We start from the raw sequence: 25,414 nt of genomic DNA on the forward strand, positions 1-25,414 counted from the left end.
GGAGTTGAACCCGGTGGTCCAGTCGCCGCAGCCACCCTCACCCTTCACCGCGCTGGCCCCACCGTTGCCGCCGATGTTGATCGGCACCTGCACCGTGGTGCCGAGCTGGTTGCCGTTGAGCACACCGGAGTTGAACCCGGTGGTCCAGTCGCCGCAGCCACCCTCACCCTTCACCGCGCTGGCCCCACCGTTGCCGCCGATGTTGATCGGCACCTGCACCGTAGTGCCGAGCTGGTTGCCGTTGAGCACACCGGAATTGAACCCGGTGGTCCAGTCGCCGTGGCCGCCCGTCACCGCGCTGGCCCCACCCTTGCCGCCGATGTTGATCGGCACCTGCACCGTAGTGCCGAGCTGGTTGCCGTTGAGCAGGCCGGAGTTGTACCCCGTGGTCCAGTCGCCGCTGGCGCAGCTGCCGTTGTTCGACCCGTTGCCGGGGCCGTTGTTGGGCGCGGGGGGCAGGACCGCGCCCGTGCCGTTGTGGTGCTTCTTGCGCTTGGCGTACGCGCCCAGGTCGATGGACTTCTGGCTCTTCGTGGTCGTCGTCTTGGCCACGTTCTTGGTGTGCGCCGCCGGCGCGGTGCTGACCTTGACGGTGCTGTTGGCCTTGGTGCCCGGGACGTAACCGCCGCTGTCCTGGCCGCCATTGCCGCGGCCGTGGCCGTGACCCTTGCCGTGGCCCGAACCGGTGCCCTCGATCGCCGTGGCGCCGCCGCCGCAGTTGGCGCTGGCGAAGCCGAGGATCGCGATCGCGTTGCCGCAGACGTTGACCGGCACCTGCAGCGTGGTGTTGAACTGGTTGCCGTTGAGCAGGCCGGCGTTGTACCCGGTGATGTGGTTGGACCCGGTGGTCGAGGCGCTCTCGCCATTGACCGCCCACGCGCCGCCCCGGCCGGACGCGCCCGCGAAGCCCAGCAGCGCGATCGCGTTGCCGCTGATGTTGATCGGGGCCTGCAGCGTCGTGTCGAGCTGGTTGCCGTTCAGCACGCCGGCGTTGTACCCGCTCGTCCAGTCCTCGGTCCGGTTCGCGACGCCCTCGGCGCCGGAGCGGCCGTTGGCCCCAGCGCTGTAGGCGCCGTTTCCGCCGTTGTGGCGGTGGCGGCCCCCGCTGGTGATGTCGCCCTTGCCCGCAGTCGCTCCGCCTGCGCTGGACGCGTTGGAGAGGCCCAGCACCGACACGGCGTTGCCGCTGATGTTGATCGGAGCCTGCAGCTTCGTGTCGAGCTGGTTGCCGTTGAGCACACCGGCGTTGTTCCCGCTCGTCCAGTCCTTGGTGGTCGCGCTCTTGGTGGCGGTGGCGCTCTCGGCCTTGACCGCCGAGGCGCCGCCGCCGCAGTTGGCATCGGCGAAGCCGAGCACGGCGATGGAGTTGCCGCAGACGTTGACCGGCACCTGGAGCGTGGTGTCGAACTGGTTGCCGTTGAGCAGGCCGGAGTTGTTGCCCGTCGCCCAGTCGGAGGCGTGCGCGACCCCGCCCGAGACGAGCAGGAAACCCGCGGAGAGCACGCCCACATTGAGCGACTTACGAACCCACGTCTTCATGTGGAAATGAGACCCTTCGGTATTTTTCGGTTCTTGGTACTGCAAAAGGGGGCGCGGTACGAAGCCGCGAACCTGCGTGCGGGCAGGCTGTACCCGGCTCCGTCCCTGTCGACGTGCGCCCGGTCGTGCGTGGTGCGTATTACGAGATGCCGCGATGTAGTCGATGCGGGTCCGCTGGGACCGAGGCTTGCGTTCCGGCTGCCCGCATGGCGTCGCGTCGGCTGGCCGGATGGGCCACGGATACGGCGGCCTTGCCGACCGGCGTGGCCACCGGTCTCAGCGCGCAGCGGGAAACGGCCGGCGGCGAAGCCGTGCGCGGGTTGCGCTCGCTCCTCGACTGGGCCATGTCCGCCTCTCAGTACGGCTCGATGTCGGGCATGCGCCCCACATACGACTCTTTCCGTAGTGAGCAACGAACCGCCCGGTCTGGGGACACGCCACGACAACCGGCGAATCGGGCACGGACCTCACAGGGGGAGCCGCGGCCCCGCCTTCAGCACCCCGGACGGCAGCTCCCGGCCGACGATCTCCTGCGCCAGCCGCGCCACCGCGATGAGCGCCGTGAGGTCGATCCCGGTCTCGTATCCCATGTCGTGCAGCATGTGCACCACCTCCTCGGTGGCCACGTTGCCGGTCGCCCCCGGCGCGTAGGGGCACCCGCCGAGCCCGCCGACGCTGGCGTCGAACTCGGTGATCCCCAGCCGCAGCGCGGTCAGGACGTTGGCGAGCGCGGTGCCGCGCGTGTTGTGGAAGTGCAGCAGCAGCGGCAGTTCCGGGTGCCGGTCGCGGACGCGCCCGACGACCTCCTCGACCCGCCGGGGCGTGCCCATGCCGGTGGTGTCGCCGAACGCGACCCGATCCGCGCCATCGGCCACCACGCGGTCGACGATCCCCGCCACCCGATCGGGTGCGATGTCGCCCTCGAACGGGCAGCCGAAGCTGGTCGAAATGATCACCTCGGCGGTCGCACCGGCCCGGTGCAGCAGGTCGATGAGGCCGGCGATGTCGTCGAGCGACTCGCCGGTCGACCGGTTGACGTTGCGCCGGTTGTGCGTGTCGGAGGCGGACACGACGACCTCGATCTCGGTGAACCCGGCGGCCAGCGCCCGCTCGGCACCCTTGGTGTTGGGCACCAGGGCGCAGTAGCGCACGGCCGGGTCCTTGGCCGCGCGTTGCCAGACCTCGGCGGCGTCCGCCATCTGCGGGATCGCCTTCGGGTGCACGAACGAGACCGCCTCGATCCGACGTACACCGGTCGCGGAGAGCGCGTCGAGGAGCCGAACCTTGGCGTCGACCGGCACCGGGTCCTCGTTCTGCAGGCCGTCGCGCGGCCCGACCTCGCGGATCGACACGAAGCTCATGTCAGCCCTTCTTCGGTTCTCGCATCCTGCCCACGATGCCGGTGTCGTAATCGCCGGAGGCGAACTCGGCGTTGTCCAGCAGCTCGGCGAAGAACGGCAGGTTGACCTTGGGCCCGTCGACCTCGAACCCGGCCACCGCGGCGCGCAGCTTCTCCAGTGCCTCGGCCCGGTCGGCGCCGTGCACGATCAGCTTCGCCATCAGCGAGTCGTAGTGCGGGGTGACGATCGTGCCGGCCGCATACCCCGCGTCGACCCGCACCCCGTCGCCCGTCGGCTCGACCCAGGTCGTGATCGCGCCCGGGCCGGGCAGGAACCGCTTCGGATCCTCGGCGTTGATCCGCACCTCGATCGCGTGGCCGGTGACCGCCAGCGCGCCGGGGTCGAACGTCGGGTCGAGCCCGGAGGCGATCCGCAGCTGCTCCTCGACCAGGTCGACGCCGAACACCGCCTCGGTGACCGGGTGCTCGACCTGCAGGCGGGTGTTCATCTCCAGGAAGAAGAACTCGCCGGCGGCCGGGTCGAACAGGCACTCGACAGTGCCCGCGTTGCGGTATCCGACCGCCTCGCCGGCGCGCACGGCGGCGGCCAGCAGGTCGGCGCGCTGCGCCGGGGTCAGCGCGGGTGAGGGGGTCTCCTCGGCGAGCTTCTGGTTGCGCCGCTGCACCGAGCACTCGCGCTCGCCGAGCGCGATCACCCGGCCGTCGGCCAGACCCAGGATTTGTACCTCGATGTGCCGCACCCGCGGGAAGTAGCGCTCGATCAGCACGGAGCCGTCGCCGAACATGCGCTCCGCGAAGCCACGGACCTTGTCGTACTCGACGCGCAGGCCGTCGGCGTCGTTCGCGACCGCCATGCCCATGCCCCCGCCGCCGGCCGCGGCCTTGACCATCACCGGGAAGCCGATCCCGGTCGCGGCATCCAGCGCCTCGTCAACCGTCCGGGCCGGGTCGGTGGTGCCCGGCGCGACCGGCACTCCCGCGGCCGCCATCAGGTTACGAGCATTGATCTTGTCGCCCATTGCCGCGATCGCGTCCGGCCCCGGGCCGACCCAGATCAGCCCGTTCTCCTCCACCGCCGACGCGAACGCCGCGTTCTCCGACAAGAACCCGTACCCCGGGTGGATCGCCTCCGCGCCGGTCGCCTTCGCCACGGCCAGGATCGCCTCGGTGTTGCGGTAGGACTGGGCCGGGTTCGCCGGACCGATCAGCACGGCCTCGTCCGCCTCCGCGACGAACGGCAGCGCAGCGTCCGCCTCCGAGTGCACAGCGATGGTGCGAATCCGCAGGCGGCGCGCGGTGCGAATGACCCGGCGAGCGATCTCGCCGCGGTTGGCGACGAGCAGCGATCTCAGCATTCGGACACCCCTCCTGTGGATAACTCTGTGGGTACGAATGCGGCGAGGCTGTGGATAAACCGGGCCGGGTCACCCGAATCACCCGGCATCATCCCGGAGGATTACCCCTGCAGCGCCGAGAGTGTCGCGGCCCGCAGCAGCTCGGCCCGGCGCGTCCGGTCGACTTCGCCGCCCAGGAACGGGGTCGAGTTCATGAGACCGAACGCGGCGTGCGCCAGCACCCGGGCCTCGCCGTCGTTCAGCTCGCCGACCCGCAGCGACGTGAGCGTGCCAACCCACTCTTCCACGTAGAGCCGCTGGAGTCGGCGGATCTGCCGGCGTGGCTCCTCGGGCAGCCGGTCGAGCTCGTGCAGGTGCAGCGCGATGACCGCCGGGTTTGCCAGCGCGAACTCCACATGGAAGTCAACGAGCGCGGCGAGCGCCGTCGCCGGGTCGCCGCCGGACTCGACGATGCGGGCCTGGCCGCCGGCCAGGAGCTGCTCGCTCACCGGGATGAGCGCCGCGACGAGCATCGCCTCCTTGCCTGCGAAGTGGTGATACAGCGCCGGCCCGGTGACGCCGGCCGCCGCGCCGATATCGTCCATGGAGACACCGTGGTAGCCACGAGTGGCGAAGAGCCCGACGGCGATCTCGAGGATTTCCTCCCGTCGGGAGCGCCGCCGCGTCTGCTGGGCTGCCTGCTGACCAGCGGGCAGCCCAGCAGACGCGGCACCACGGGACTGAGCGGGCGGTCGGGCGACTTGCCGTTCCAGCGTCATGGGGAAAGCCTAACCTCGTGTCAAGCAGAACACTGAACGCTCGTTCAGTAAATCACGCCCCATCATTGTGACAGCGCCTGAATCGCACACCAATCGGACCCCGCCGCGAGCGGGCCGGACGCGACCGCCCGACCGCTCGGTCACGTCCGGCCGCTCGGTCACGTCCGGCCGCTCGGTGCGCGGCCGTGGGGGCGGGGCGTGGCCCCTACTGACTCAGGTATTCGCCGCGGATGCGTTCGGCCTCGTCGGAGCGGCCCTGGGCCTCCAACGACTCCGCCAGCATCCACGCCGAGTTCTGCTCGATCCGCGAGCCCCGCGGTGCCGCGCCCAGCACCGAGCGCAGCCGGGGCTCCGCGCCGGCCGGGTCGCCCAGGCGCATGAGGGCCTCGGCATACAGGAAGTCGGCGTCGAGGGCGTCGCCGAGCGAGCCGATCGAGCGCAGCACCTCCCCCGCCCCCGCGCAACGGCGTGCGGCGTCGTCGAGCCGGTCGGCGCCGATGAAGACCCGGGCCGCGTCGCAGTCGAGCATGGCCCGCTGCCAGACCAGCCATGGCTCGGCGGCGTCGACGGTGCCGTCGAGCGAGCGCGACAGGACGTCGGCCTCCTCCAGCGCGGCGAGCGAGCCGCCCATGTCGCCGGCCCAGCGCAGCGCCAGGGCGCGCATCCGCCGCACGTACATCTCGGCCTGCACGACCCCCGCGGCCCGGAACGCCTCCGCCGCCGCGGCGAAGCGCTCCGCGGCCTGCGCATCCCGGTCGGCGTCGTAGAGCAGCTGCGCCGCCTCCTGCAGCATCCGGCCCCGCGTCGGCAGGTTGTCATACCCGTCGAGGTTGGTCGCGAGGGCATCGAGCAGCCCGAGCGCGAGGTCGGTCTCGCCCAGTTCCTGGTAGATCCGCGACAACATGTACCGCGTCTGGTCGGCCTGCTCCTGCGCCCCGGCCCGGTCGAGCACGTCGAGGGCGCTCTCCGCCGCCTCAGCCGCGTCGAGCGGCTGCCCGGCGTGGTGGTAGGCGGTGGCCAGGTCGTATCGCAACAGCGCCGCCGGCAGGTCCTCCCCCTGTGCGACATGATCGGCGACCGCCTCGACGAGATCGTCAATCGCGTCGGCAGGGCGGTCGGCGGCCAGCCGCGCCCGGGCCCGCCCGACCAGCGCCGACAGCCGGAACGACCGATCGGCGGCGAGAGCCAGGGCGGCGTCGAACGACGCGACCGCCTCGTCGAAGCGCTCGAGGTTGCCCAGTGCGTGCGCGCGGATCAGCGAGGGGATGCCCGCCGAAGGCGGCGTGGTGCCGAGCGCCGCGTAGTGCTCCAGCGACTCGTCCGCGCTGGCCACGGCCCCTTCGTAGCGTTCGAGCACGAGCAGGCCGCGGGCACGGCGGGCGCTCAGCTCGGCGCGCAGCGACGGCCGCTCGGGCCGCTCGGCGATCGCCGCGTCGACGGCCGCGAGCGCCTCCTCCACGCGCTCGAGCCGAAGCAGCGCCGACTCCGCCCGCAGCCGCGCCTCCGCCCGCAGGTCGGCGTCGGCGCCTTCGTGCGCGACGATCCGCTCGATCAGCGTGACGAGGTCGGCGAGCATCGCCTCGTCCGCCTGGCGGGACAGCACCGCCCGGGACTGCGCGGCCAGCGCCTTCAGCTCCTCGCCGAGGGCCCGGTGGGCGGCGGCGACCTCGAGGAACAGCGCCTCGGCGGCCGGTCCCCCGTCGTCACGGATCGCGATGAGCCGGGCGCGCCCGTCGAGCCGACGCACGGCCAGCTCGGGCGGCGGCTGCGGGAGCAGCTCGTCGAAGCGCTCGAACGCGGCGGTCGCGGCGTCCACGCGGTGCTCGTCGTAGAGCTGCCAGGCCCGGTCGAGCAGCGCCGCCGGGTCGGTGGGCAGCTCTGGCTCCGCCGGGGCGGCGACGGCGGCCGGGGCCTCGGCGCGGCGGCGGGCGACGGCGCTCAGCGGGAGGTGCTCGACGAGCGGCCGCGCGCCGATGGTCGCCTCGATGCGGCCGGAGAGCGAGGAAGTGCCGTTGCGCTCGTCGAACTTCGCCGCCCAGTCGCGGGCACGTGCCGCGAGCCGGCCGCCCAGCTCGCCGGCCGTGGTGTCGCCGAGGGGCAGGCCCGGGTCGAGCCGGCCCAGCAGCAGCGCGGCGGAGGCCGAGAACCACATGTCGGCATGCGGGCTGGGCGACCGCTCGAGCCACGGCAGGTGCCGCTGGACGAGTTCGAGACCGCGAGTCTCGTTGCCGGTCCGCGCGCAGAACGCGATGTGCTCGCCGATGCTCTGCATGTCCGCGATGGTGCCGCGCAGCCGCCGGTACGCCTGCCGGTGCGCGTCCGCGGCCTCGCTCAGCCGCCCGGTGCGCGCATACGGCACCATCAGCGAGGTCAGGATCGACTGCGGCTGTTCGACGCAGGTCAGCCGCCCGGCGAGGATGGGCTGGGCCATCTCGACCGCCTCCTCGTCGCGGCCGAGGCTGACCAGGTGGTCGACCTTCTGCCCCGGATCGCAGCCGGCGCAGTCGGAGTTCTGGTCGCGGGGCGCGGCGTTCCACTTGGCATACCAGTCCTCCGCCGCCGGGTCACCCAGGTGCGCGGCGACCTGGTAGCGGTATGCGTAGACCGCGTGCAGGCTGTGCCCGCCGGCCCGGAAGCGTCGCTCCATGTCGTCGAGGACGTCGTGGGTGCGCGCCAGCGGCACGGCCGGGAACTTCAGCAGCCCGTTGACCATGTATTTGAAGTGCCACAGCAGCGTGTGCTCGTCTTCGCGGTCGAAGCGCTCGGGGTGCGCGTCATACTCGGCCCGGCACCACGAGAAAGTGACGAACGACTTGGCCGGCTCGCCGCCGTGCACATAGGCGGTCGTCGCGAACAGCCGCGAGGCGAGGCGCAGCTCGTCGTGCCCGCCAGCGTCGGCGTGCTGCATGACCTGCTCGACGAGCGCGATCTGGGCGCCGCCGTAGGGCATGTGGTAGGCCTCGCGGAGCAGCGACCACAGCTCTTCTTCACTCTTCATGTCCGACCGCCTTGTTGAGCAGGCCCAGGAACGAGCCGTTGAGCAGCGCGGCGTCGGCCGGCCGCAGCGGATGGTGGCCGAGCAGCAGGGCCTGGCCGTAGAGCCCCTCGACCGCCAGGCGGACCAGGTCGGCGTCGGCGATCTCGCTGACCCGCCGCACGAGCGGGTTGCGATAGTTGAGCACGAGCTGGGAGCGGTCCTGCTCGTCGGTGCGGGCCAGCGCGTCGAGGACGTCGGCCCACACGTCGTCGACCCGCTCGCGGGTGGCCCGCAGCTCGGCGGCGAACGAGGCGGCGCGGCTGGTGAGATACATCGCCGGGACCGCGGCCGGGTCGTAGGAGCGCAGCACGACCTCGCAGCCGAGCCGGTCCAGCGCCCGCTGCGCCAACTGCAGGAACGGCCGCTTGGCCAGCTCCACCTCGGGCTCGAGGGCGTCGAAGGCGGTGCTGAGGTCGCCCGGCTCGACCCGCTCGATGAGCGCGCCCGGCTCGACCTGCGGCAGCCGCTCGATGATCTCGGTGTCGTAGATGTATCCGGCGTTGACCAGCGGCATCCCCTGTGCCGCGGCGACGGCGCCGATTTGGCGGAACTCGTCGAGCTGGGCCGAATAGCGCACCAGGCCGTGCTGCGCGCGGAAGTCGGCCAGCGTCATCCGGCCGGTGTTGGTCTCCATCGGCCACCAGCGCTCGACCAGCCGCAGCATCTCGTCGTCGTGCAACGCGAGCGCCTTGACGCCCAGGTGGTGCACGTCGAGGAACTCGCCGAGCCGGCGCGGATTGCGCCCGGCGAGGCTCATCAGCCAGCCCCGCAGCTGGTCGCCCAGCGCCTCGCGGGTGGACTCCAGCAACGAGTCCTCATAGAGCGCCTCGCGGCTGGCGGTCGGGCGCAGCTCGCCGGCGTCGATCACGCAGCGGGCGAAGAAGGCCCACGGCGGCAGCACCCCCTCGGCGCCCTCGGCGAGCAGCATCCGCTTGAGATACACCCGATGACCGGCCCGCGCCGCCGGGTTGGCGGGCGTCGGCAGCACGAACGCGACCCCGGTCAGCCCGGCCTCCGGCACCGACAGATCGATCACGTCGAAGGGGACGAACCCGAAGACCTCCCGGCAGTACTCCTGGAGGCGCTCCCGCCGCCCCGACCCGCCCGCCTGCCACGGTGGCCCCTCGCCGCTGACCGGCACGCCGGCGACCTCCACCCGGACCGGCAGCAGCGACCCGTAGAGCGAGGCGAGCTCGGCCACGGTCCGCCGCCGCAGCCAGTCCTCGGCGTCGCGGCGCGGCACGAGCGTGACCGTGGTGCCGACCTCGGCCCGCCGCAGGTCCTCGGTCTCGACGCTGTAGCGGCCGTCGGCGAACCCGCGCCACAGCACCGCCGGGGCGCCCTCCGCGCGGGTCAGCACCCGGATCTCGTCGGCGACCAGGAAGCAGGAGAGCAGCCCGATGCCGAACTGACCGAGGAAGTCGTGCCGGGCGAAGCCGAGGTCGTCGCGCTTGGAGCTGCGCCCGATGGTGGCCAGGAACTGGTGCACCTGCTCCTCGGTGAGCCCGATGCCGGTGTCGAGGACTCGTAGGGTGCCGTCGCCGGTGACGTCCGGCGGCTCGATACGGATCACGGGGAGCGGCCCGGGACCGCCCGAGTCCGGGCCGGCCGGGCCCGCCGACCGGCGCGCGGTGATCGCATCGACGGCATTCTGTAGCAGCTCCCGGACATACACCCGGGGGCTCGCGTAGAGATGGTGGCTGAGCAGGTCGACGACGCCGCGCAGATCCACTTGGAACGTCCGATCCACGCGGGCACGCTACCGCGTGGGTCTGACATTTCCCGCCCCCGCGCCCCGGAGCAGGGCGTTTCGGCCGGGAGATCGACCAGGCCGTCCCGGCAGGGCATGGCCTCGACGCGCGCGATCGACGGCGGCGGCGATCGGCGCGGCCAACGTCGCAGCGGCGGAATTCCCCGTGAATGGATCGACGCCCGCGAACCGCTACCCGAATGGTTCCAGAGTCCCTGATCACAGTACGTGACCATTGGCCGATCGCGCAGGCGAATATCCCATATTGACGAACACCTCGGCAAAAGAGCGGGTGATATCCTGTATGAGCTGCTGGTGTACATGGTCCAACCCGCCCCTCATCCGGCCGTATGAAGGTTTTTCGGCGCCGTCGGGGGTAACAATGTGTCCATGTCACACCCAGCCGCGACCTATCGACTCGGTATCGTGTCGACCTATCTGCCCCGCCAATGCGGTCTTGCGACGTACACCGCGGACCTGCGCGAGGCACTGGGAGTCGCCACCGACGATCTGGAAACAGTCGTCGTGGCCATCGACCGTGACGGGCTCACCTACGGCGACGAGGTCGTCGCCACCATCAACCAGGACCGCATCGAGGACTACTCCGCGGCGGCCCGCGTCCTGCGCGAGGCCGGCGTCCAGGTCGTGCTGATCCAGCACGAGTACGGAATCTTCGGCGGGCCGGCCGGCTCGCACCTGCTGGAGCTGACCCGGGCGCTCAACGCCTGCGGGATCCCGTATCTGCTGACGCTGCACACCGTGCTGCCCAAGCCCTCGCCGGAGCAGGCCGCCACGCTGCGTGCCCTGTGCGCTCGCGCGGCCCGGGTGACGGTGTTCACCGAAACGGCCCGCCGGGTCGCCATCCGCACCGGGGTCGCCGCCGGGCACCAGCTCGTCGTCGTGCCGCACGGGGCGCCCGAGGGGATGCGCCGCCCGCCGGAGACCTCGACGCTGCGGCCCGAGCTGCGCGACCTGCTCGACACGGTGTGGGGCAAGCCGACGCTGACCACGTTCGGGCTGCTGGGCAAGGGCAAGGGCATCGACATCGCGATCGACGCGCTGGCCGAGGTGGTCAAGAAGCACCCGGACGTGCAGTACATCGTGGCCGGCACCACTCACCCCGAGATCAAGCGGCAGGAGGGCGAGGCCTACCGGGAGGGCCTGCACAAGCAGGTCCAGCAGCTGGGCCTGGCCGGCAACGTCCACTTCGTCGACGCTTTCCTGGGCCTCGACGAGCTGTCGGCGATCCTGCACGCGAGCACCCTCTTCGTCACGCCGTACCGCCAGCCGGAGCAGATCTGCTCGGGCGCGCTCACCTTCGCCCTCGGTGCCGGGCTGCCGGCCGTGTCGACCGCGTACAGCTACGCCGAGGACATGCTCGCCGGCGGCGCCGGCCGGGTGGTGCCGATCGGCGACGGCGGCGCGCTCGCCGCGGAGATCATCGACCTGCTCGACGACCCACGCGCGCTGGCCGCGGCCAAGGCTGTCGCGGAGGCGTGCGCGTCCTGGCTGCCCTGGCCCGCCGTCGCGGCCCGCGAGGCGGACCTGTTCATCGACGTCGTACGCCAGACCGAGGCCGCCTCGTCCCGCCCCGGCCACGCGACGGCCGCCGCGCCGGTGCTCAACCTCGACCACCTCGACCGGCTCACCGACGAGATCGGCATCATCCAGTTCTCCCGCGGCCCCAACCCGGACTCCTCCTCGGGGTACTGCGTCGACGACGTCGCCCGGCTCGCGATCGTGGCAGCGGACCTGATCGCGGTCGGCACCGACGCGCGGCAGACGGCGCTGGCCGCCCGGTGGCTGCGGCAGTCGATGCGGTTCCTCACCGCCGCCTACGACCCGTCCGGCGCGATGCACAACGTGCTCAGCTACGGCGGCACCTGGCAGGACTGGCCGCACATGGGCGACCACGTCGGGCGGACGGTCTGGGCGCTGGGCGTGCTGGTGGGCACTCCCGCGGTACCGGATGACATCAGAAGGCCGGCGTCGGCGCTGCTGGACGAGCTGGGCCCGCGCACCGAGGCACTGCCCGGGCTCGGCCTGCGGCCGGCCGCGTACGCACTGATCGGCCTCGCCCGCGCCGGCCGCGTCGAACAGGCGGCGCCGCTCCTGGCGCGGCTCGACGAGGCGCTCGCCGAGACGTCGGCGGTCGACCCGGCCTGGCGTTGGTTCGAGCCGCAGCTCACCTACGACAACGCACGCCTGCCGCAGGCCATGCTGCTCGGCGCGGCACTGCTGGAGGACGACGCCGCGGCCGACCGGGCCATCGCCGCGCTCGACTGGTACGTGCAGCACGTGGGCCTCGCCGACGGCACCCTGCGCTGCGTCGGCAACCACTGGCACCGCCGCGGCGAGCCGTCGGCGCTGTGGCTGGCCGACGACGGCGACGAGCAGCCGATCGACGCCGCGGCGATCACCGAGGCGCTCGTCGACGCGTGGCAGCACACGGCCGACCCGCACCTGGCACGGCTGGCGGGCTGGGGCTTCACGTGGTTTCTGGGGCGCAACCGCGTCGGGGCCCGGCTCTACGTGGACGCCACCGGCGCCTGCCATGACGGTCTGTCTGCTACTGAGCCGAATGGGAACCAGGGCGCCGAATCCACGCTAGCCTATTACCAAGCGCTCCTCAGCCTCCTCAGGGCCGGTTTGGCCGCGTTGCCGCACCCCGTGGCGGCCACGACGCCGGTTCCGACCTCCCTGCCGGTCGCCACACTGTCCAAACCCACCAACAAGGGACGCGTGGTAGGCCGGGCGTCGGCGGCGGGGTTCAGCGCGACCGCCAAACCGCCCCGTCTGCGCACCACGGAGGACCATTCCGATGCACTTTGACGCGGAGCTGTTCCACCGGGAAGCCGCCAATCCCCTTCTCGGCGCCGGGGACTGGCCCTATCCGATCAACAGCGTGTTCAACCCCGGCGCCTGCCTGCACAACGGCGACACCGTCCTGCTCTGCCGGATCGAGGATCGCCGGGGCATCTCGCACCTCACCGTCGCCCGCAGCAAGGACGGGCGAACCAACTGGGTCGTCGAGGGCAAGCCGCTCATCGCCGACGACCCGACCGACGCGCGCAGCTGCTGGGGCGTGGAGGACCCTCGGGTCACCTACGTCGAGGAGCTGGGCAGCTACGTGATCGCGTACACGGCGTACGGGCCTGGGGGCCCGTGCGTCGCGCTCGCGAGGACCGAGGACTTCCTGACCGTGGAGCCCCTGGGCGTCGTGATGCCGCCCGAGGACAAGAACGCATCGCTGCTGCCGCGCAGGATCGATGGCAGCTACGTGCTCTTCCACCGGCCGGTGTCCGTGTTGTCCGCCCGCGCCGACGTGTGGCTGTCCAAGTCGACCGACCTGCGCTCCTGGACCACTCCCGAGCCGGTCATGCAGTCACGCTCCGGCCCCTGGTGGGACGCCACCCGCATCGGGATGGGCCCGCCCCCGATCGAGACCCCGCACGGCTGGCTCGCCGTCTACCACGGCGTCAAGACGATGGTCGCGACGTCCATCTACCGCGTCGGGCTGGTCATGCTGGACCTCGACGACCCGACCAAGGTCATCCGGCGTACCCCCAGCTGGGTGCTCGGCCCCGAGGCCGACTACGAGCGGATTGGCGACGTGCCAAACGTGATCTTCCCGACCGGCCTCGTCCACGACGAGGCCCGCGACGAGCTGCGCCTCTACTACGGCGCCGCCGACCTCACCGTGGCCATGGCGAGCGCCCGATACTCGGAGGTCGTCGACTACCTGGTCTCGCTGCCTCCCGAAGACGAATGAGCCCGCCGGGGCCACGCGTCCAGCGCGGCCCCGCTGCTGTTCACCCGGCTGCGCGCCCGGCCCTCACTTCGGCTCGGAGCCCTTGACCACGGGCACGCGGACCAGGTTGCCCCATTCCGTCCACGAGCCGTCGTAGTTGCGCACCTGGTCGTAGCCCAGCAGGTGGGTCAGCACGAACCAGGTGTGGGACGAGCGCTCGCCGATGCGGCAGTACGCCACGATGTCGTCGTCCTGACGCAGGCCGAGCTCGTCGGCGTAGATCCGGCGCAGCTGGTCGACCGGCTTGAACGTGCCGTCGTCGCGGGCGGCCTGCTTCCACGGCTTGCTCACCGCGCCCGGGATGTGCCCGCCGCGCAGCGCACCCTCCTGGGGGTAGTCCGGCATGTGGAGCAGTTCGCCCGAGTACTCACCCGGCGACCGCACATCCACCAGCGGACGGCCGGCCTTGATGTGCTGCATGACGTCCTCGCGGAACGCCCGGATCCGCTCGTCGTCGCGCGGTACGACCGGATATATCGTGGCCTCGCGAGCCGGGACCTCCCTCGTGATCGGACGCCCCTCCGCGATCCACTTGGCCCGGCCGCCGTCGAGGATGCGCAGGTCGCGGTGGCCGAACAGGGAGAACACCCACAGTGCGTAGGTGGCCCACCAATTGAAGTTGTCGCCGTAGAACACGATCGTGTCGTCGGCGCCGATGCCCTTGGCACCGCAGAGGGCGGCAAACCCCTCGGGGTCAACGTAGTCGCGGGTGACCTGGTCGTTGAGCTCGGTGTGCCAGTCGACCTTGACCGCCCCGGGGATGTGTCCGGTGCCGTAGAGCAGCACGTCCTCGTCCGACTCGACGACGACCAGCCCCGGGTCGTCGAGATGCTCGGCGAGCCACGCGGTGGTGACCAGCCGGCCCGGGTTCGCATACGCGCCCAGCTCGGGCGCTGGATCGGAAGCAACAGGCATGACTTCGACCCTAGCGCTCCACCGGGCGGCTTCAGCCCTTCTTGCGCCCAGCCGGCCACCGTCCTTCTCGGGCGATTCACCCTTCACCCTTCGCGCTTCGCGCCGAGCCGAGCCGCCCTCGGCCGCCGGTGCGCGTTGTCGAGGTCGTGTTGTCGTGCTGGGCTCGGTTCAGCCCTCGTTGAGCGGAGCCAGCTCGGGCCGTTTCGCGGTCACCATGTCGCCCGACGAGCGGCCGGTCAGCCGCCGCTTCACCCACGGTGCCAGGTGCTGAGTGGCCCACCTCGCGTCGGCCGCCTTGCGCGACATCCAGGACAGTTCCTCGGGCGGCGGCGGCGCGGCCAGCCAATCCGGGTCACACGTCACCCCCAGCTTCGTCAGCACGTGCGCCGCCACCCGCCGGTGCCCGGCGGGCGACAGGTGCAGCCGGTCGATGCCCCACAACCGCGGGTTGGCGAACTCGGAGTCGTCCCACAGGCTCACCACGTGCGCGCCGTGATTCACCCCGACCGACTCGATCGCCGTGTTGAACAGGTCGACCCGCGGCCGGAGCATCTTGCCGCCCGGCATCCGGCCCGTAAGATCCGCCCAGCGGAAGAGCACCACGTCGGCGCCGGTCGCGCGCAGCTTCTCGATCGTCTTGTCGAACCGCGCGACGAGCTTCTCCGGCTCGAACGACCGCCGCAGCGCGTCATTGCCCCCACCGGCGAACGAGATCAGGTCCGGCTTCATGGCGACCGCGAGCGGCACCTGCTCAGCGGCGATGTTGTCGAACAGCCGCCCGCGCACGGCGAGATTGGCGTAGCGAAACTCGGCGACGTTTTCGGCCAGCACCCCGGCGACGAGGTCGGCCCAGCCGCGATACCCCAGCCCGTCCGGCCGCAGGTCGTCAAGCCCCTCCGTAAAACTGTCGCCGACCGCCACGAAACTCGCCCATTGCGCCACGTCTATTCCTCCCCGTCCGTTCGTCCCGGTCGTCCCCCGTTTCGCATCCTGTCAGTGCCATTGGAAGGACGAAAGCCAGTTTGGCCGAGACCACACTGGCCGGCAGTTCTTGGCGACCGCACCGTCTCACTCGCAACGGTGGCCGGCCCGCCGTGCGACAGCGTTACCCGAGGGTGGTCCAACTCAAAGTGATTATGAGGCTGCGGAGTGTACTTATCGCACGTGAGCACGCGTGACGATTGGCCGAACGCGTGACCCACGAATCGCTTGTCTAGGGAATATTGGGTAATCGTGAGAGGACGGCATCGGGCGACGGACTTGAGGAGCAACGGGTTCATCGCCCTCGCGGCCGGCATGATCCAAGTCGGAGCAGCAGTCCGGCCTGGTCGCACGCTTCCCCCGCGACTCCGACCCGAAGACTCTCGCCACGGCGGTGACGCTCGCGCCACTGTCGGAGCGGGCGCTGCACACCTACAACGCGGCAAGCCCGGCGGTGCCGCTGATCGCCGTGTACCCCGACCCGGCCCCCGTCGCGCTGGACTTCCCGTACACCGCGATGCCCCGCCTGTCGCCCAACCGGTCCGCCGCGGCCGAGCAGTTCCGCATGGTGCTCGCCGGCACCTCGTTCCGCAACCTGCTGGCCCAGCACCAGTTGCGCGCCAACGACGGCTCGGTCGGCACGGGCATGACGCTCAGCCCGAGCGCGCCGGTCGGCGGGCAGGTCACCCCGGTGCCCGAGGCCGCGGTGATCTCGAAGGCCCTGTAGATGTGGGTCGAGATCACGCAGCCGTAGCGCATGCTCGCCGTCATCGACATCTCGGCGACCATGAAGTCGCCGGCGTCCAGCGCCGGCGGGCTGACCAAGGAGCAGGTCGCCGTCCAGGCCGCACACGGCGGCCGCGACAACGACCCGAGCGGGCTGTCGCTGGACGCGCTGATATCTTCGCTGCAGCAGGCGGAGCGCGCGGACCAGCCCGTACAGATCATCATCATCGGCGTCGGCACCGAGGTGGACGAGGCAAAGATGCGGAGGATCGTCGATGCCACGGGCGGCGCGGTCTTCGTCGCGTCCGACCCCTCGACGATAGGTGCGATCTTCATGAAGGCGCTCGCGCTGGACGACGGGCGCTGACGTTGCGCCTCGAGCTCTCCCCCGCGCTGACCACACCCTCGCTGCTCGCCCCGCCGGTGCGCGACGCCCTGCCGCGCCTGCCCGACGCGGAGGCCGTGCGGGTCGCGCCGATCGACCCCGAACTCGCCGACACCGCGGCGTTCTGCGCGGCGTACGACGTGAATCTCGAACAGTCCGCGAACTGCGTGATCGTCCTGGGCAAGCCCGCCGGCATCTACGCCGCGTGCGTGATCCTCGCGACCACGCGCGCCGACGTGAACGGCGCGGTGCGCCGACTGCTGGGGGTGCGCAAGGCGAGCTTCGCGCCGATGGAGGAAGCCGTCGGCATTTCGGGGATGCAGTACGGTGGAATCACGCCCATAGGCCTGCCCGAGGACTGGCCGGTGTTCGTCGACGCACGGGTGCCCGCCGTCGCAGACGCGGTCATCGGCAGCGGGCTGCGGGCCAGCAAGATCGTCCTGCCCGGCGCGCTGCTCGCGTCACTGCCGGGCGCCACCGTCGTGGACGGCCTGGCGCAGTGACACCTGGTTCTTGAGCCGCTGCAGGACCGCCGTCCCGCCGCGCACCCGCAACGGGCTGATCGCGTTGGCCAGCCCCATGCGCTGGTAGAGGTCGTTGGGCACGGCAAGCACCTCGTCGACGCTCGCGCCCTCGAGCCCCTCGGCCAGGATCCCCGCGAACGCGCGGGTGGTCGGGGCCTCGGGCGGGCAGTCGAAGTACAGCTCCACGACCCCCTTCGGGGTGACATCCGCCTTCAGGAAGAATGGCGTCTGGCACTCCGGCACCTGCTCCATGCCGGCGTGACCCTCGAGCTCGGGCGGCAGCGGGCGGACCGCGTCCGAATACTCCAGCAGCATCTCGAGGACCACGTCTCGCGGCGCGGACGCGAACTCGTCGACGATCGCGGCCAGCTTGTCGGGCATCTCCACACTGTTAACGTACCGCTGTTCCGTTGCTCGCCGAGGATGCCGCAGCCGCTCCTTCAGTGGTGCCAGGTGGCCACGCTGGTCGCGGCGGATGCACGCGCGCCTCGACGCCGACTGAGGCCGGCACCGAGGGCGCGCTTGCCGCTGATCTACTTGTTCGGCTCGGCCCTACTGATCCCGCCCAGCACCGAGTCCGGGTCGATCTCCTCGGCCAGATCGCCGATCGACACGATGCCGACCAAGCCGTTGTCGTCATTGCAGACCAGAACCCGGCGTACGGCCTGGTCCCGCATGAGCAGCGCGACCGACTGGATCGAGTCTTCGGGCCGGACCATCACGAGGTCCTTGCTCAGGATCTCACCGATCGTCGTGGCCGCGGGATCGCAGCGCTCCGCCACCGCCCGTACGACGATGTCACGATCGGTGACCAGCCCGGTGAGCTCCGGCCCGTCCGCCACCACCACGTCGCCGATATCCTGCTCGCGCATGGTCCGCGCGGCCTCGGCCAACGTGGTCTCGCTGGGCAGGTAGACCACGTCCGTGGTCATCACGTCCCGGACCGTCTGCATCGTCATGGCTTGACCTCCCGCCGTTGAAATGCAGACGTGGTACCCAGCGCGCCGTCCGCTTAACGATCACATGCCCGGCGCGAACGTCGCTCGTGACGGTGCCGGGGGTGCTGCGAGAGGCGATGCACTTTCTTCACGGCTAACTACGCTCGCCTCTCCGGCTGCTGAGTGCGTGTTTACGGCGAGCTACGGCCGGCGGGCCTCGATGGCGGCGATGAAGCGATCACTTCGGCGGACAACGAAGTGATACACGGCCCCCGAGGCCATCGTTACGGCGAGTCCGTTCGGGATAATCTTTAGGTTGTTGTATTTACGCATGGACACGATCTGGCCGATGGGCAAGTCGAGCGGATCGGTCTGAATGTTCAACGCATGCGCACGGAAGCACAGATGGTTGCGGGTCAGGACCAGACGACCACCGACGGCCTCTGCACCGCGCCACAAGTTGGCGCGGGCACGGACCAAGACGTCACCGTCATCTTTCACGTGACCATCCTCCGGTCTGACACACCCGGAAGCCAACGCTGCGTCAGGTCACGTCGGTACCGTTCTGCACCACTACCTAGTCAGCGTCGGCCTGCCAGGAGTGGTCGATGGCTGGTCCTCAAACGACTCAGTCGGTGAGGTCGAGCCGGAATCGCCCCTTCACGAGCAGCAGGGGCTTCGCTGATCATCCGCGGTCCGGCCGACCCGCACGCCTTGGTGTTCACCACGCGCACGGACAGCGTGCCGCGACGGTCGGACTTCCGGCGGCAGGTGTAGCCCCGCGCGCTCGTACGCGCCGGGCTGCGCGGCGAGGTGACCGACGTCGGGCTACACGACTTCCCGGACACTGACAATCCGCTGCCGACGTCGCGGGAAACGGCTGATACCAGACTCCGAAGAGCACGGCAGACCAGCGCGTCACGCGCGGACTGGTCTGATCAAATACACTGGGTGGAAGCGAGGGGACTCGAACCCCTAACGCGCCCGCCGATCTAGAGATCACTCGAAGCGGACAGATCAGGCCACTGAGCTGGGCGGATGTTGTCAACACTTGAGGGCGTTTGACATCACTCGCCAACCTCAGGCTTACCGGATCCTTACCGGACATCCCTGCTTCGACAGGCTCCGGCTGCACCAAACGTGGTCCTGTCGGCTGACCGGAGTCAGCCGGAGAAGTGAGAGTATGGAGTCATGAGCGATTCGTCGGGCAACCCGGGCGCGAGGAGTGCCTCGGCCAAGACCCAGGCCGAGGCGATGGCTCGTGCGCAGGAGTTGCTACGTCGCACGACGAAAGCACGTCGCCTGACCGTCTCCACGACGGCAGCAAGCTCGGGCCTGTTCATTGTGAAGACCAGTGATCGGGCAAAGCCGGTCAAGGCTCAGAAATCACGCAAATCGGCCAAAAGTTCCGCACCTGAGCCGAAGCCCGAGCAGGTCCAGCCGACCGTGCCAGCGCCAGCGCTCGACAGCGATCACGCCACCTCAGACCTTGCGCACCGTGAAGCGCTTATCAACCGCTTGGCAGCGGCTCGGCGGGCTAGACGCGATGATCCAGAAGCGGCCGAAGCTCTGCTTCGTCGTGCGGCGGGACGGAATCGCGCGGCTCTAGACCGGCTTTCTCGCTGAGTAGCTCGTGACGTCCGACGTCCAGTACCTCACTTGGGACGACTACGTCCGCGCCGCCGCTCATGCGACCCAGTTCGACGCGGACACGGTGCGTAAGGTGGCCAACCGCTCGCTGGTTGAATCGGCGATAAACGCGCCCGCCGCTGGATGGGGTGAATTCGAGCAGTACCCGTTTTTCCCCGTGAAGGCAGCGGTGCTCCTGGAGCGTCTCGCGAAGAACCATCCGCTTCCGGACGGGAACAAACGAGCTGCGCTTCTCGCAACGATCTTCTTCGCGAACCTGAACGGCTACGACTGGGAGCCGCCATTCGGCGATGACCCGGACGGCGAAGAGACAGACGAGATCGTTCGGGCCGTAGCTGGCGCGGGGATCCCCTTGCCTGCGCTGGCTGCATGGGTCGAAGCTCGACTCGTAGCGGTGCCACCTCCGTTGGACACGGAGGGTCCGACAACGCTGGTTTCCTACCCGGCGGAGTGGATCGGCGAGTTGCCATACGAAAAGCACACGGTGCAAGTCGGCGACCTACAGATCCACGACGTTCATGGTTACAACCCAGCCGGGGTCTACGTCCGGCGGATCAGCGGCAAGACGGACGGCGTGTCGGTCGCCGAGATCATCATTTCCGTCGTTGGGGACGGCTATGCGCAGGAAGAACTCGACGCCGAGAACGCTGAGGCGGAGCGGCATCCCTTGGGCCCAAAAGAGTTCTGGCGAGGTCGCATGGTCGGGAAATACACGTACGGCGCCGATGGTCATTTGATGACTGAAGAGGACTTCGAGGCGGAGTGGGCGGAGGATGAAGAACCTGCCTCGCCGTCGTAGGGCCCAAACATCTTAGGTTCACAGGCGCGAGCGTTCTGTTCTACTCAGCCCCTCCGTATACCCGTCGTCCACCCTCCGGGGAATGGGTCGGCGCCGGGGGCTGCCCTCGTGAGTACGGACCGCGACGTCCGCGACCACGCTTGGCGGCCCCCGGCGCCGGCCCATCGGCTTGCCTGGACGGCGGGTGTGCGGAGGGGCGCCCCCACCGGAACCCAGAGGCCCCCGGCTGGAGGCCCCGCCGGAGGCAAGAGCGCAACTGAATGCGGAGCTGGCAGGGAGCGCAGCGACCGGTGTCCGCGGGAGCAGCGGTATGTAGCTCGGCGGACCGGGGTCTCAAAGCTATGGAACCATCAGCGGCCAAAGGCTGTCCGGTCTCTTCTAAAGGCCAGCTCGCGTGGCCTGCGCGCGGGTTCCGAGCCGTGCGGGGTTACGGCGCCGGCGCGGAGCGCTGGCGCCGATCGCACGCCGAGCTCGGCGACCGCGTGCGGGCTGCGCCGAAGGCGCCTTGATCTAGTACAGCCCGATTCGGCAACACCTGACCTAGTAACCGACATCGTCACCGAGAAAAACCGGCGGCACACGGTTAGGAACACACGAGTGTCGAAGCGGTAAGTGGCTCGTTACCTGCACACGTGTCGTTGCGTTGGGGATCAAGACACACATTTGCCGAGCTGTCGCACATGACGGCGTCGTCTCAACGCAGCACCGCACACAAGTCGAGCAGGTCGGAATGCCCGTAAATGTGTTCACGGCTGAGCCGCACGAGAACGGGTCTCACTTGAAGGACGAAGGGCTAATCATTGACCTTTGACGCCGCGCCGCCGCGCAGGTCACCGCGCTGTCCATTTCTATGAGCGCGGTTCGAATGCATCAGCGATGATGGGCAGATAGCGTCGGACCTGGTCTCGATCGCTCTCTTTCTCAGCCTCGGATAGCCGCGAGTACGGGGTGTCCATCTGCAGCTCCCACCGATTTACAAGTTCAGCTGGAATCCTGAGAGAACCGTCGTTGGCGCGCTCGCATTTTGAGTGAAGGTAGCGCTGCCAATGTGACCATCGCTCGTGCTCAACCTCCGCAAGCGTCTCCACCAGCCCTTGTAGGACGTCTCGTAAGCGCTCTGAGGCTTCCGACATCTCTAGATCAGTTCTTTCTTTACGAGATTCCAGTAATGCTGCCCGAGCACTGTAAGTTCACACGACTTGCTCTGCATCGCGGCATGCCACATATGAGGCGCACCCACAGGCCGGACGAGGTTGACTTTTACGTACTTCTGCAACACACCGAACGTCGCCGTGTTAACAGGGTCCGGTGGAGGAATAGACGAGTCCTGCCGCTGTTCCTCGAATCGTTCGGGCTCGAAGGACGGGTCTAGCGGGAAGTCGTAATCTGGAGTTGGGAAGTGCTTAGTAAGGGCTTGCAAGTGACTGAGATCAATCGGCGGCTCCGCCTTTCGCAGTGAGACAAACGTCTTTACGTTGGTCTTAAACACTGGCCGCTGAGCCCACGGACCGAGTGACTGATCTATATGGGCGTAGACACTCCCCGGTGTAATATCTCCGATAAGATTCGCGGCAGATCCATTGAGTGCGTCAACAAACAAGCTCGTGTATACACCTGCACCTCCGCCTGGTATCTCGTGGGAGTATTGGTCAGCAGTCGAAGCCGTCAGAAGTGTAACCCCGTTGGAAATCTCGGCTAGCCCGTTCGTCATCGCGTTGTTTCCGACCACGCCACTGTGACAGCTATCCAGAATGATTACCTTGTTCCTCGCCTCCGATGAGTTGGCGAGCGTCATGACCTCGGCCAAGGCGAGTCCCTCATCGCCCGCCTCGGAGTCACTGGCGCACAAAAAGCCGCCGGTGTCTTCGATATATCCGTGTCCCGCGAAGTAGAACAATGCGATTTCGGAATCGTCTGCAAACAGCCGCCTAACGGCTTCCTTGAGATCCCTCTTCTGGACTTGCTGCGTGGCGCCCGTTCCGGTCAGGAGGTGAGCGTTGGGGAAATTCAAGGTTCCGTCAGCATTCCGCTCCAGAACCGCCTTGACCGAGTGGGCGTCGTTCACGCAACCGGTAAGGTTTCCGATGTGCGGATAGTAATCGATGCCGACAATGAGTGCTTTGCGCATGATATTCTACAGGGAGCCAATGAAGTTATTGATGTTAGCGTCACTCCAGGAGAGCGTTGAAACGCCAGAGATCGTTGTGCGGTCGTTCTGATACGCCCAGATGCCTTGGATCCGCTTGCCTTCTTCCTTAGCGCACTGGATTTCCCATTTTTGTCCGCTTGATGTCAGAGAGTTCTTGCTCACCAGAACGATGACGCCGTGCGATCTCCGGATGCGAGTGCGAACTCGCTCCTTCCATTCACTGTCGTAAGGCTCCTTGACTGACATGTCAATGAACTCGAACGGGGCTCTCGGATGAAGCGACTGCCCTTTGAGGAAATCCCGCTGGCGCTCGTCCTCGATGGCGAAAGCCACGAAGACCACCTTCTTGTCTGACACTGCATCTCCCTGAACTAGACAGTCTGTGCGCGAAAAAACTTGCCCCATGAAACACCGATGAGGGAGAATAGCTTATCAACCACTTGCCGGGAGCTGTTCGCCCGCACACCTAGGACCTAACGGCCCTCCGAGCACGAAGCGGTGCCGGGGAGTCCGCCTAAGATTGCTTTGAGCCGGTCAGACTGGGCGTACACACGGGCGGTACCTCCGGCGGCGTAGGTGGGTCTGTTGACACGTACGTGTCACGGCCACAACGGATCGCGCGTGGGCGGCGCCGCTCTGATGCAAGCCCATCACAGCGGCAAGTCACACTGAGAGCCTGAGTTGCTTCATCGATCGACATCGACGTATTGATCCTCCGTTTCGCCGGAGGGTCGGGATTGTTGTTGTGTTCTCCTGGTCTGGGATTCGCTAGGTCTGGTGCGGGCGTTGGGGGCTCGCCTGCGGCGGAGACGCCAGCCGAAGCAGCAGAGCGCGAAGCGACCCCAGGCGCCGTGGTGTGCCGGGTGTCACAGCGCCTTGAAGACGGGCTACGAAAAGTCCTCACACGAGAGCCACCTCGGAACTGGGCCATCGCGGGCCTCTAGCAGGGATATCCGTCACACCGCAGGCCACGTCCTCGTCACGCGGCAACGATGATGGATGCCCGCTACAGTACTCGTAGACCAAGGTGAACCATGCCGGTGGCCAGCGGGCATATTGAGGGATTCGAGCAAATTGAGGAGAGGCCGTGGCGGAGCAGCCGGGCGAGGTTCAGCCGAACACGCCGCCAGGAGACAGCCAGCCGGACAAACCAGGCAAGCCTCCGGCAGACACGAGCTGGCTCGTGACGACGGAGGTTCGCCACGTCCAGGAGCGGAGAGAGACGCGGGAGATGCGTCGTCGCTAGACGTGAACCAGGGCTTGGTCTACGCCACATTCATCGAGGTCGAGCTGAAAAGCGAACGTGAGCGGCGTACCTATCTTGACTCACGGGGCGCATCTCTGGTCACGACGTCCGGCAGTCTGGTGACTCTGCTGGCCGCCGTTGGTGCTTTCGTTATGCGCGGTGATGGTTATACTCTTCCCGCTTTGGCCAGATTTCCGCTGCTTCTTACGCTGTTTTCATTTGTTGCCGCGGCAGCCTTTGGGGTGACTGCGACATGGATGCATAAGCATCAGGTGGCAGACGTTCGCGATTTAAACAATATGCGTACGAGTCATTGGAAAGATGACCCGATCGACTCTCGTTCCGTCGTGACAGAGCTGAATGTCGGAACTATCGGAAGCCTGCGAAGGCGCAACAATCGAAAGGCATCCTGGCTGCTAGCCGGTCTGATCGCCCAGGTCATCGCGCTGTTTGGGCTGGCGTCTGTCATCGGCATCGCTGTATGGGCTTGGTCGCCGACTGCGGTCCCGGCTCCGTCTCAAATGCCGAGTCCAGTTGTTGTGCGCTCCTCAACGAGCACCAGTTCCCCAACACCACACACACCGTAGATCGCCGTCGCGCTGCCGGGACAGATGAACTCCCAGCTGGTCTCTATCTGCTCCCACCTAAACTCGGGCGGCCAACGCGATTTCCATCCACGCCGCAACGCGCCCCTCCTCCACCTGCGTGGCGGCCGCGAATCGTTGACCAACTTCCGCTGCCGTGAGGCTGCCTCGAACTTTCATTGCTAGCACGGCCAGATCGTAGGCCAGCTCACCAGCAATCCCGCGAGGGTCTATGAGCACCCAGCGACTTGCACCGGTGAGCAATAGGTTCCACGTCGATGCGTCACCGTGGCACAGCAGAGGCTTGAAGTCCTGCTCAAGCTCCGCCAGGACGTTGAGGGCTTGGCTGCGTTCGCTGTCGGACGCTGGTACCTGCCAGACCGGCATGTCCTTAAGGTTGTCGTCTTCTAGACGGCCCCGGATCCAGGGGATGAGCGACGGCATACCGGGTACTGGGACCGGCTGGTTGCGCAGGCTGGCCAGTGGCGCGGTAAGCGCTTCGAGGTCGGCCGATGATCGGTCGGTCAGTGCGAAGGGTGTGCCGGGTTCAATCTCTTCCATTACGGTCCAGGTGGCGACGTCGGTTACGAGCGTCTGGTGTATGGCTGGCGCAACGCCCAGTGCGGATAGCGCCTCGGAGACCTTCACTTGGATCGGGCCGTCAGGGTCGGGGCTTGACCGGATGACCAGTCCGCCATCGGGCGTGTCGACGCTAACGACGTAGCCGTACCGCGCATGAAGGGCGTCCCGTGGGCGACCGTTGTAGCCGGCGCACAGCTCGGCTAGGGTCTCGCCAGCGGTCGCCAGCCAACGGTCGGCGCGGTCGGGCCAGCGTTCCCGGACGCCTTTGACAACGTTCTCCGGGATTTCAGGCCAGTCGGTCATCGGTGCTCCATGACAAGGTGGG

The 25,414-nt window shown here is 68.5% G+C and carries 22 protein-coding genes; 8 read left to right on the forward strand and 14 right to left on the reverse strand.

Annotation, left to right across the window (positions count from 1 at the left end):
* The 6 genes from AB0367_RS28225 to AB0367_RS28250 all read right to left on the reverse strand — a co-directional run.
* Positions 1-1,539 (reverse strand): chaplin family protein (locus tag AB0367_RS28225; protein ID WP_366229465.1); only part of this gene is annotated, 1,539 nt, incomplete at its 3' end.
* A gap of 467 nt (positions 1,540-2,006) precedes the next feature.
* Positions 2,007-2,900, reverse strand: coding sequence for a hydroxymethylglutaryl-CoA lyase (locus tag AB0367_RS28230; RefSeq protein WP_366229466.1), 894 nt, complete (start codon positions 2,898-2,900; stop codon positions 2,007-2,009).
* Between the two features lies 1 nt (position 2,901).
* Positions 2,902-4,254 (reverse strand): biotin carboxylase N-terminal domain-containing protein, encoded by a 1,353-nt coding sequence (locus AB0367_RS28235; protein ID WP_366229467.1) that lies wholly within the window; start codon positions 4,252-4,254, stop codon positions 2,902-2,904.
* Positions 4,255-4,355: 101 nt separating this feature from the next.
* Entirely contained in the window at positions 4,356-5,012 is a 657-nt protein-coding gene (locus tag AB0367_RS28240; protein ID WP_366229468.1) for a TetR/AcrR family transcriptional regulator, read from the reverse strand.
* A gap of 205 nt (positions 5,013-5,217) precedes the next feature.
* Positions 5,218-8,010 carry a hypothetical protein gene (locus tag AB0367_RS28245; protein ID WP_366229469.1) on the reverse strand — a complete coding sequence of 931 codons (2,793 nt, stop codon included), beginning with the start codon at positions 8,008-8,010 and terminating at the stop codon, positions 5,218-5,220.
* Positions 8,000-9,799 (reverse strand): HSP90 family protein, encoded by a 1,800-nt coding sequence (locus tag AB0367_RS28250; protein ID WP_366229470.1) that lies wholly within the window; start codon positions 9,797-9,799, stop codon positions 8,000-8,002. The genes AB0367_RS28245 and AB0367_RS28250 overlap by 11 nt, the downstream gene beginning before the upstream one ends.
* A 426-nt stretch (positions 9,800-10,225) precedes the next feature.
* Here AB0367_RS28250 and AB0367_RS28255 point away from each other — a divergent pair, with 426 nt between their 5' ends.
* Both AB0367_RS28255 and AB0367_RS28260 read left to right on the forward strand, forming a co-directional pair.
* On the forward strand, positions 10,226-12,631 hold the full coding sequence (locus tag AB0367_RS28255) for a glycosyltransferase (protein ID WP_366229471.1): 2,406 nt from the start codon (positions 10,226-10,228) through the stop codon (positions 12,629-12,631).
* Positions 12,621-13,571, forward strand: a complete 951-nt coding sequence (locus tag AB0367_RS28260; RefSeq protein ID WP_366229472.1) for a hypothetical protein — start codon at positions 12,621-12,623, stop codon at positions 13,569-13,571. Before AB0367_RS28255 ends, AB0367_RS28260 begins: the two co-directional genes overlap by 11 nt.
* Before the next feature lie 63 nt (positions 13,572-13,634).
* Here the strand turns inward: AB0367_RS28260 and AB0367_RS28265 are convergent, their stop codons facing one another.
* Positions 13,635-14,525, reverse strand: coding sequence for a sulfurtransferase (locus AB0367_RS28265; RefSeq protein ID WP_366229473.1), 891 nt, complete (start codon positions 14,523-14,525; stop codon positions 13,635-13,637).
* Between the two features lie 168 nt (positions 14,526-14,693).
* Positions 14,694-15,467: an SGNH/GDSL hydrolase family protein gene (locus AB0367_RS28270; protein WP_366229474.1), complete on the reverse strand. Its 774-nt coding sequence runs from the start codon at positions 15,465-15,467 to the stop codon at positions 14,694-14,696.
* Positions 15,468-15,900: 433 nt separating this feature from the next.
* Between AB0367_RS28270 and AB0367_RS28275 the strand changes: the two genes are divergently transcribed.
* From AB0367_RS28275 to AB0367_RS28285, 3 genes are read left to right on the forward strand one after another with little or no spacing between them, the layout of a single operon-like run.
* Positions 15,901-16,233, forward strand: a complete 333-nt coding sequence (locus AB0367_RS28275; RefSeq protein ID WP_366229475.1) for a hypothetical protein — start codon at positions 15,901-15,903, stop codon at positions 16,231-16,233.
* Between the two features lie 30 nt (positions 16,234-16,263).
* A complete protein-coding gene (locus AB0367_RS28280; RefSeq protein WP_366229549.1) occupies positions 16,264-16,599 on the forward strand; it encodes a hypothetical protein in 336 nt (111 codons plus the stop codon).
* A complete protein-coding gene (locus AB0367_RS28285) occupies positions 16,596-17,120 on the forward strand; it encodes a YbaK/EbsC family protein (RefSeq protein WP_366229537.1) in 525 nt (174 codons plus the stop codon). The genes AB0367_RS28280 and AB0367_RS28285 overlap by 4 nt, the downstream gene beginning before the upstream one ends.
* On the opposite strand, the gene AB0367_RS28290 is transcribed toward AB0367_RS28285, so the two are convergent.
* The 3 genes from AB0367_RS28290 to AB0367_RS28300 all read right to left on the reverse strand — a co-directional run bounded on the left by AB0367_RS28290 (position 17,079) and on the right by AB0367_RS28300 (position 18,580).
* Positions 17,079-17,522: a SufE family protein gene (locus AB0367_RS28290; protein WP_366229538.1), complete on the reverse strand. Its 444-nt coding sequence runs from the start codon at positions 17,520-17,522 to the stop codon at positions 17,079-17,081. The two genes, AB0367_RS28285 and AB0367_RS28290, sit on opposite strands and share 42 nt — an antisense overlap.
* 152 nt (positions 17,523-17,674) lie before the next feature.
* The gene (locus AB0367_RS28295) at positions 17,675-18,100 is read right to left on the reverse strand and encodes a CBS domain-containing protein (RefSeq protein ID WP_366229476.1); all 426 of its coding nucleotides are present in this window, start codon (positions 18,098-18,100) and stop codon (positions 17,675-17,677) included.
* Between the two features lie 180 nt (positions 18,101-18,280).
* Positions 18,281-18,580: a GRAM domain-containing protein gene (locus AB0367_RS28300; protein WP_366229477.1), complete on the reverse strand. Its 300-nt coding sequence runs from the start codon at positions 18,578-18,580 to the stop codon at positions 18,281-18,283.
* 690 nt (positions 18,581-19,270) lie between these two features.
* On the opposite strand from AB0367_RS28300, the gene AB0367_RS28305 reads away from it, so the two are divergent.
* Together AB0367_RS28305 and AB0367_RS28310 are read left to right on the forward strand one after the other, a co-directional pair.
* The gene (locus tag AB0367_RS28305) at positions 19,271-19,705 is read left to right on the forward strand and encodes a hypothetical protein (RefSeq protein ID WP_366229478.1); all 435 of its coding nucleotides are present in this window, start codon (positions 19,271-19,273) and stop codon (positions 19,703-19,705) included.
* Between the two features lie 7 nt (positions 19,706-19,712).
* Positions 19,713-20,528, forward strand: coding sequence for a Fic family protein (locus AB0367_RS28310; RefSeq protein WP_366229479.1), 816 nt, complete (start codon positions 19,713-19,715; stop codon positions 20,526-20,528).
* Positions 20,529-21,663: 1,135 nt separating this feature from the next.
* On the opposite strand, the gene AB0367_RS28315 is transcribed toward AB0367_RS28310, so the two are convergent.
* Positions 21,664-22,656 (reverse strand): caspase family protein, encoded by a 993-nt coding sequence (locus AB0367_RS28315; RefSeq protein WP_366229480.1) that lies wholly within the window; start codon positions 22,654-22,656, stop codon positions 21,664-21,666.
* Between the two features lie 6 nt (positions 22,657-22,662).
* On the reverse strand, positions 22,663-23,034 hold the full coding sequence (locus tag AB0367_RS28320; RefSeq protein ID WP_366229481.1) for a TIR domain-containing protein: 372 nt from the start codon (positions 23,032-23,034) through the stop codon (positions 22,663-22,665).
* Positions 23,035-23,925: 891 nt separating this feature from the next.
* Between AB0367_RS28320 and AB0367_RS28325 the strand changes: the two genes are divergently transcribed.
* The gene (locus AB0367_RS28325) at positions 23,926-24,510 is read left to right on the forward strand and encodes a hypothetical protein (protein WP_366229482.1); all 585 of its coding nucleotides are present in this window, start codon (positions 23,926-23,928) and stop codon (positions 24,508-24,510) included.
* 57 nt (positions 24,511-24,567) lie between these two features.
* Here the strand turns inward: AB0367_RS28325 and AB0367_RS28330 are convergent, their stop codons facing one another.
* Positions 24,568-25,392 carry a phosphotransferase gene (locus AB0367_RS28330; RefSeq protein WP_366229483.1) on the reverse strand — a complete coding sequence of 275 codons (825 nt, stop codon included), beginning with the start codon at positions 25,390-25,392 and terminating at the stop codon, positions 24,568-24,570.
* Positions 25,393-25,414: the final 22 nt, after the last annotated feature.

It is taken from the genome of Dactylosporangium sp. NPDC051484 (assembly GCF_040689395.1).
Taxonomy (GTDB): Bacteria; Actinomycetota; Actinomycetes; order Mycobacteriales; family Micromonosporaceae; genus Dactylosporangium.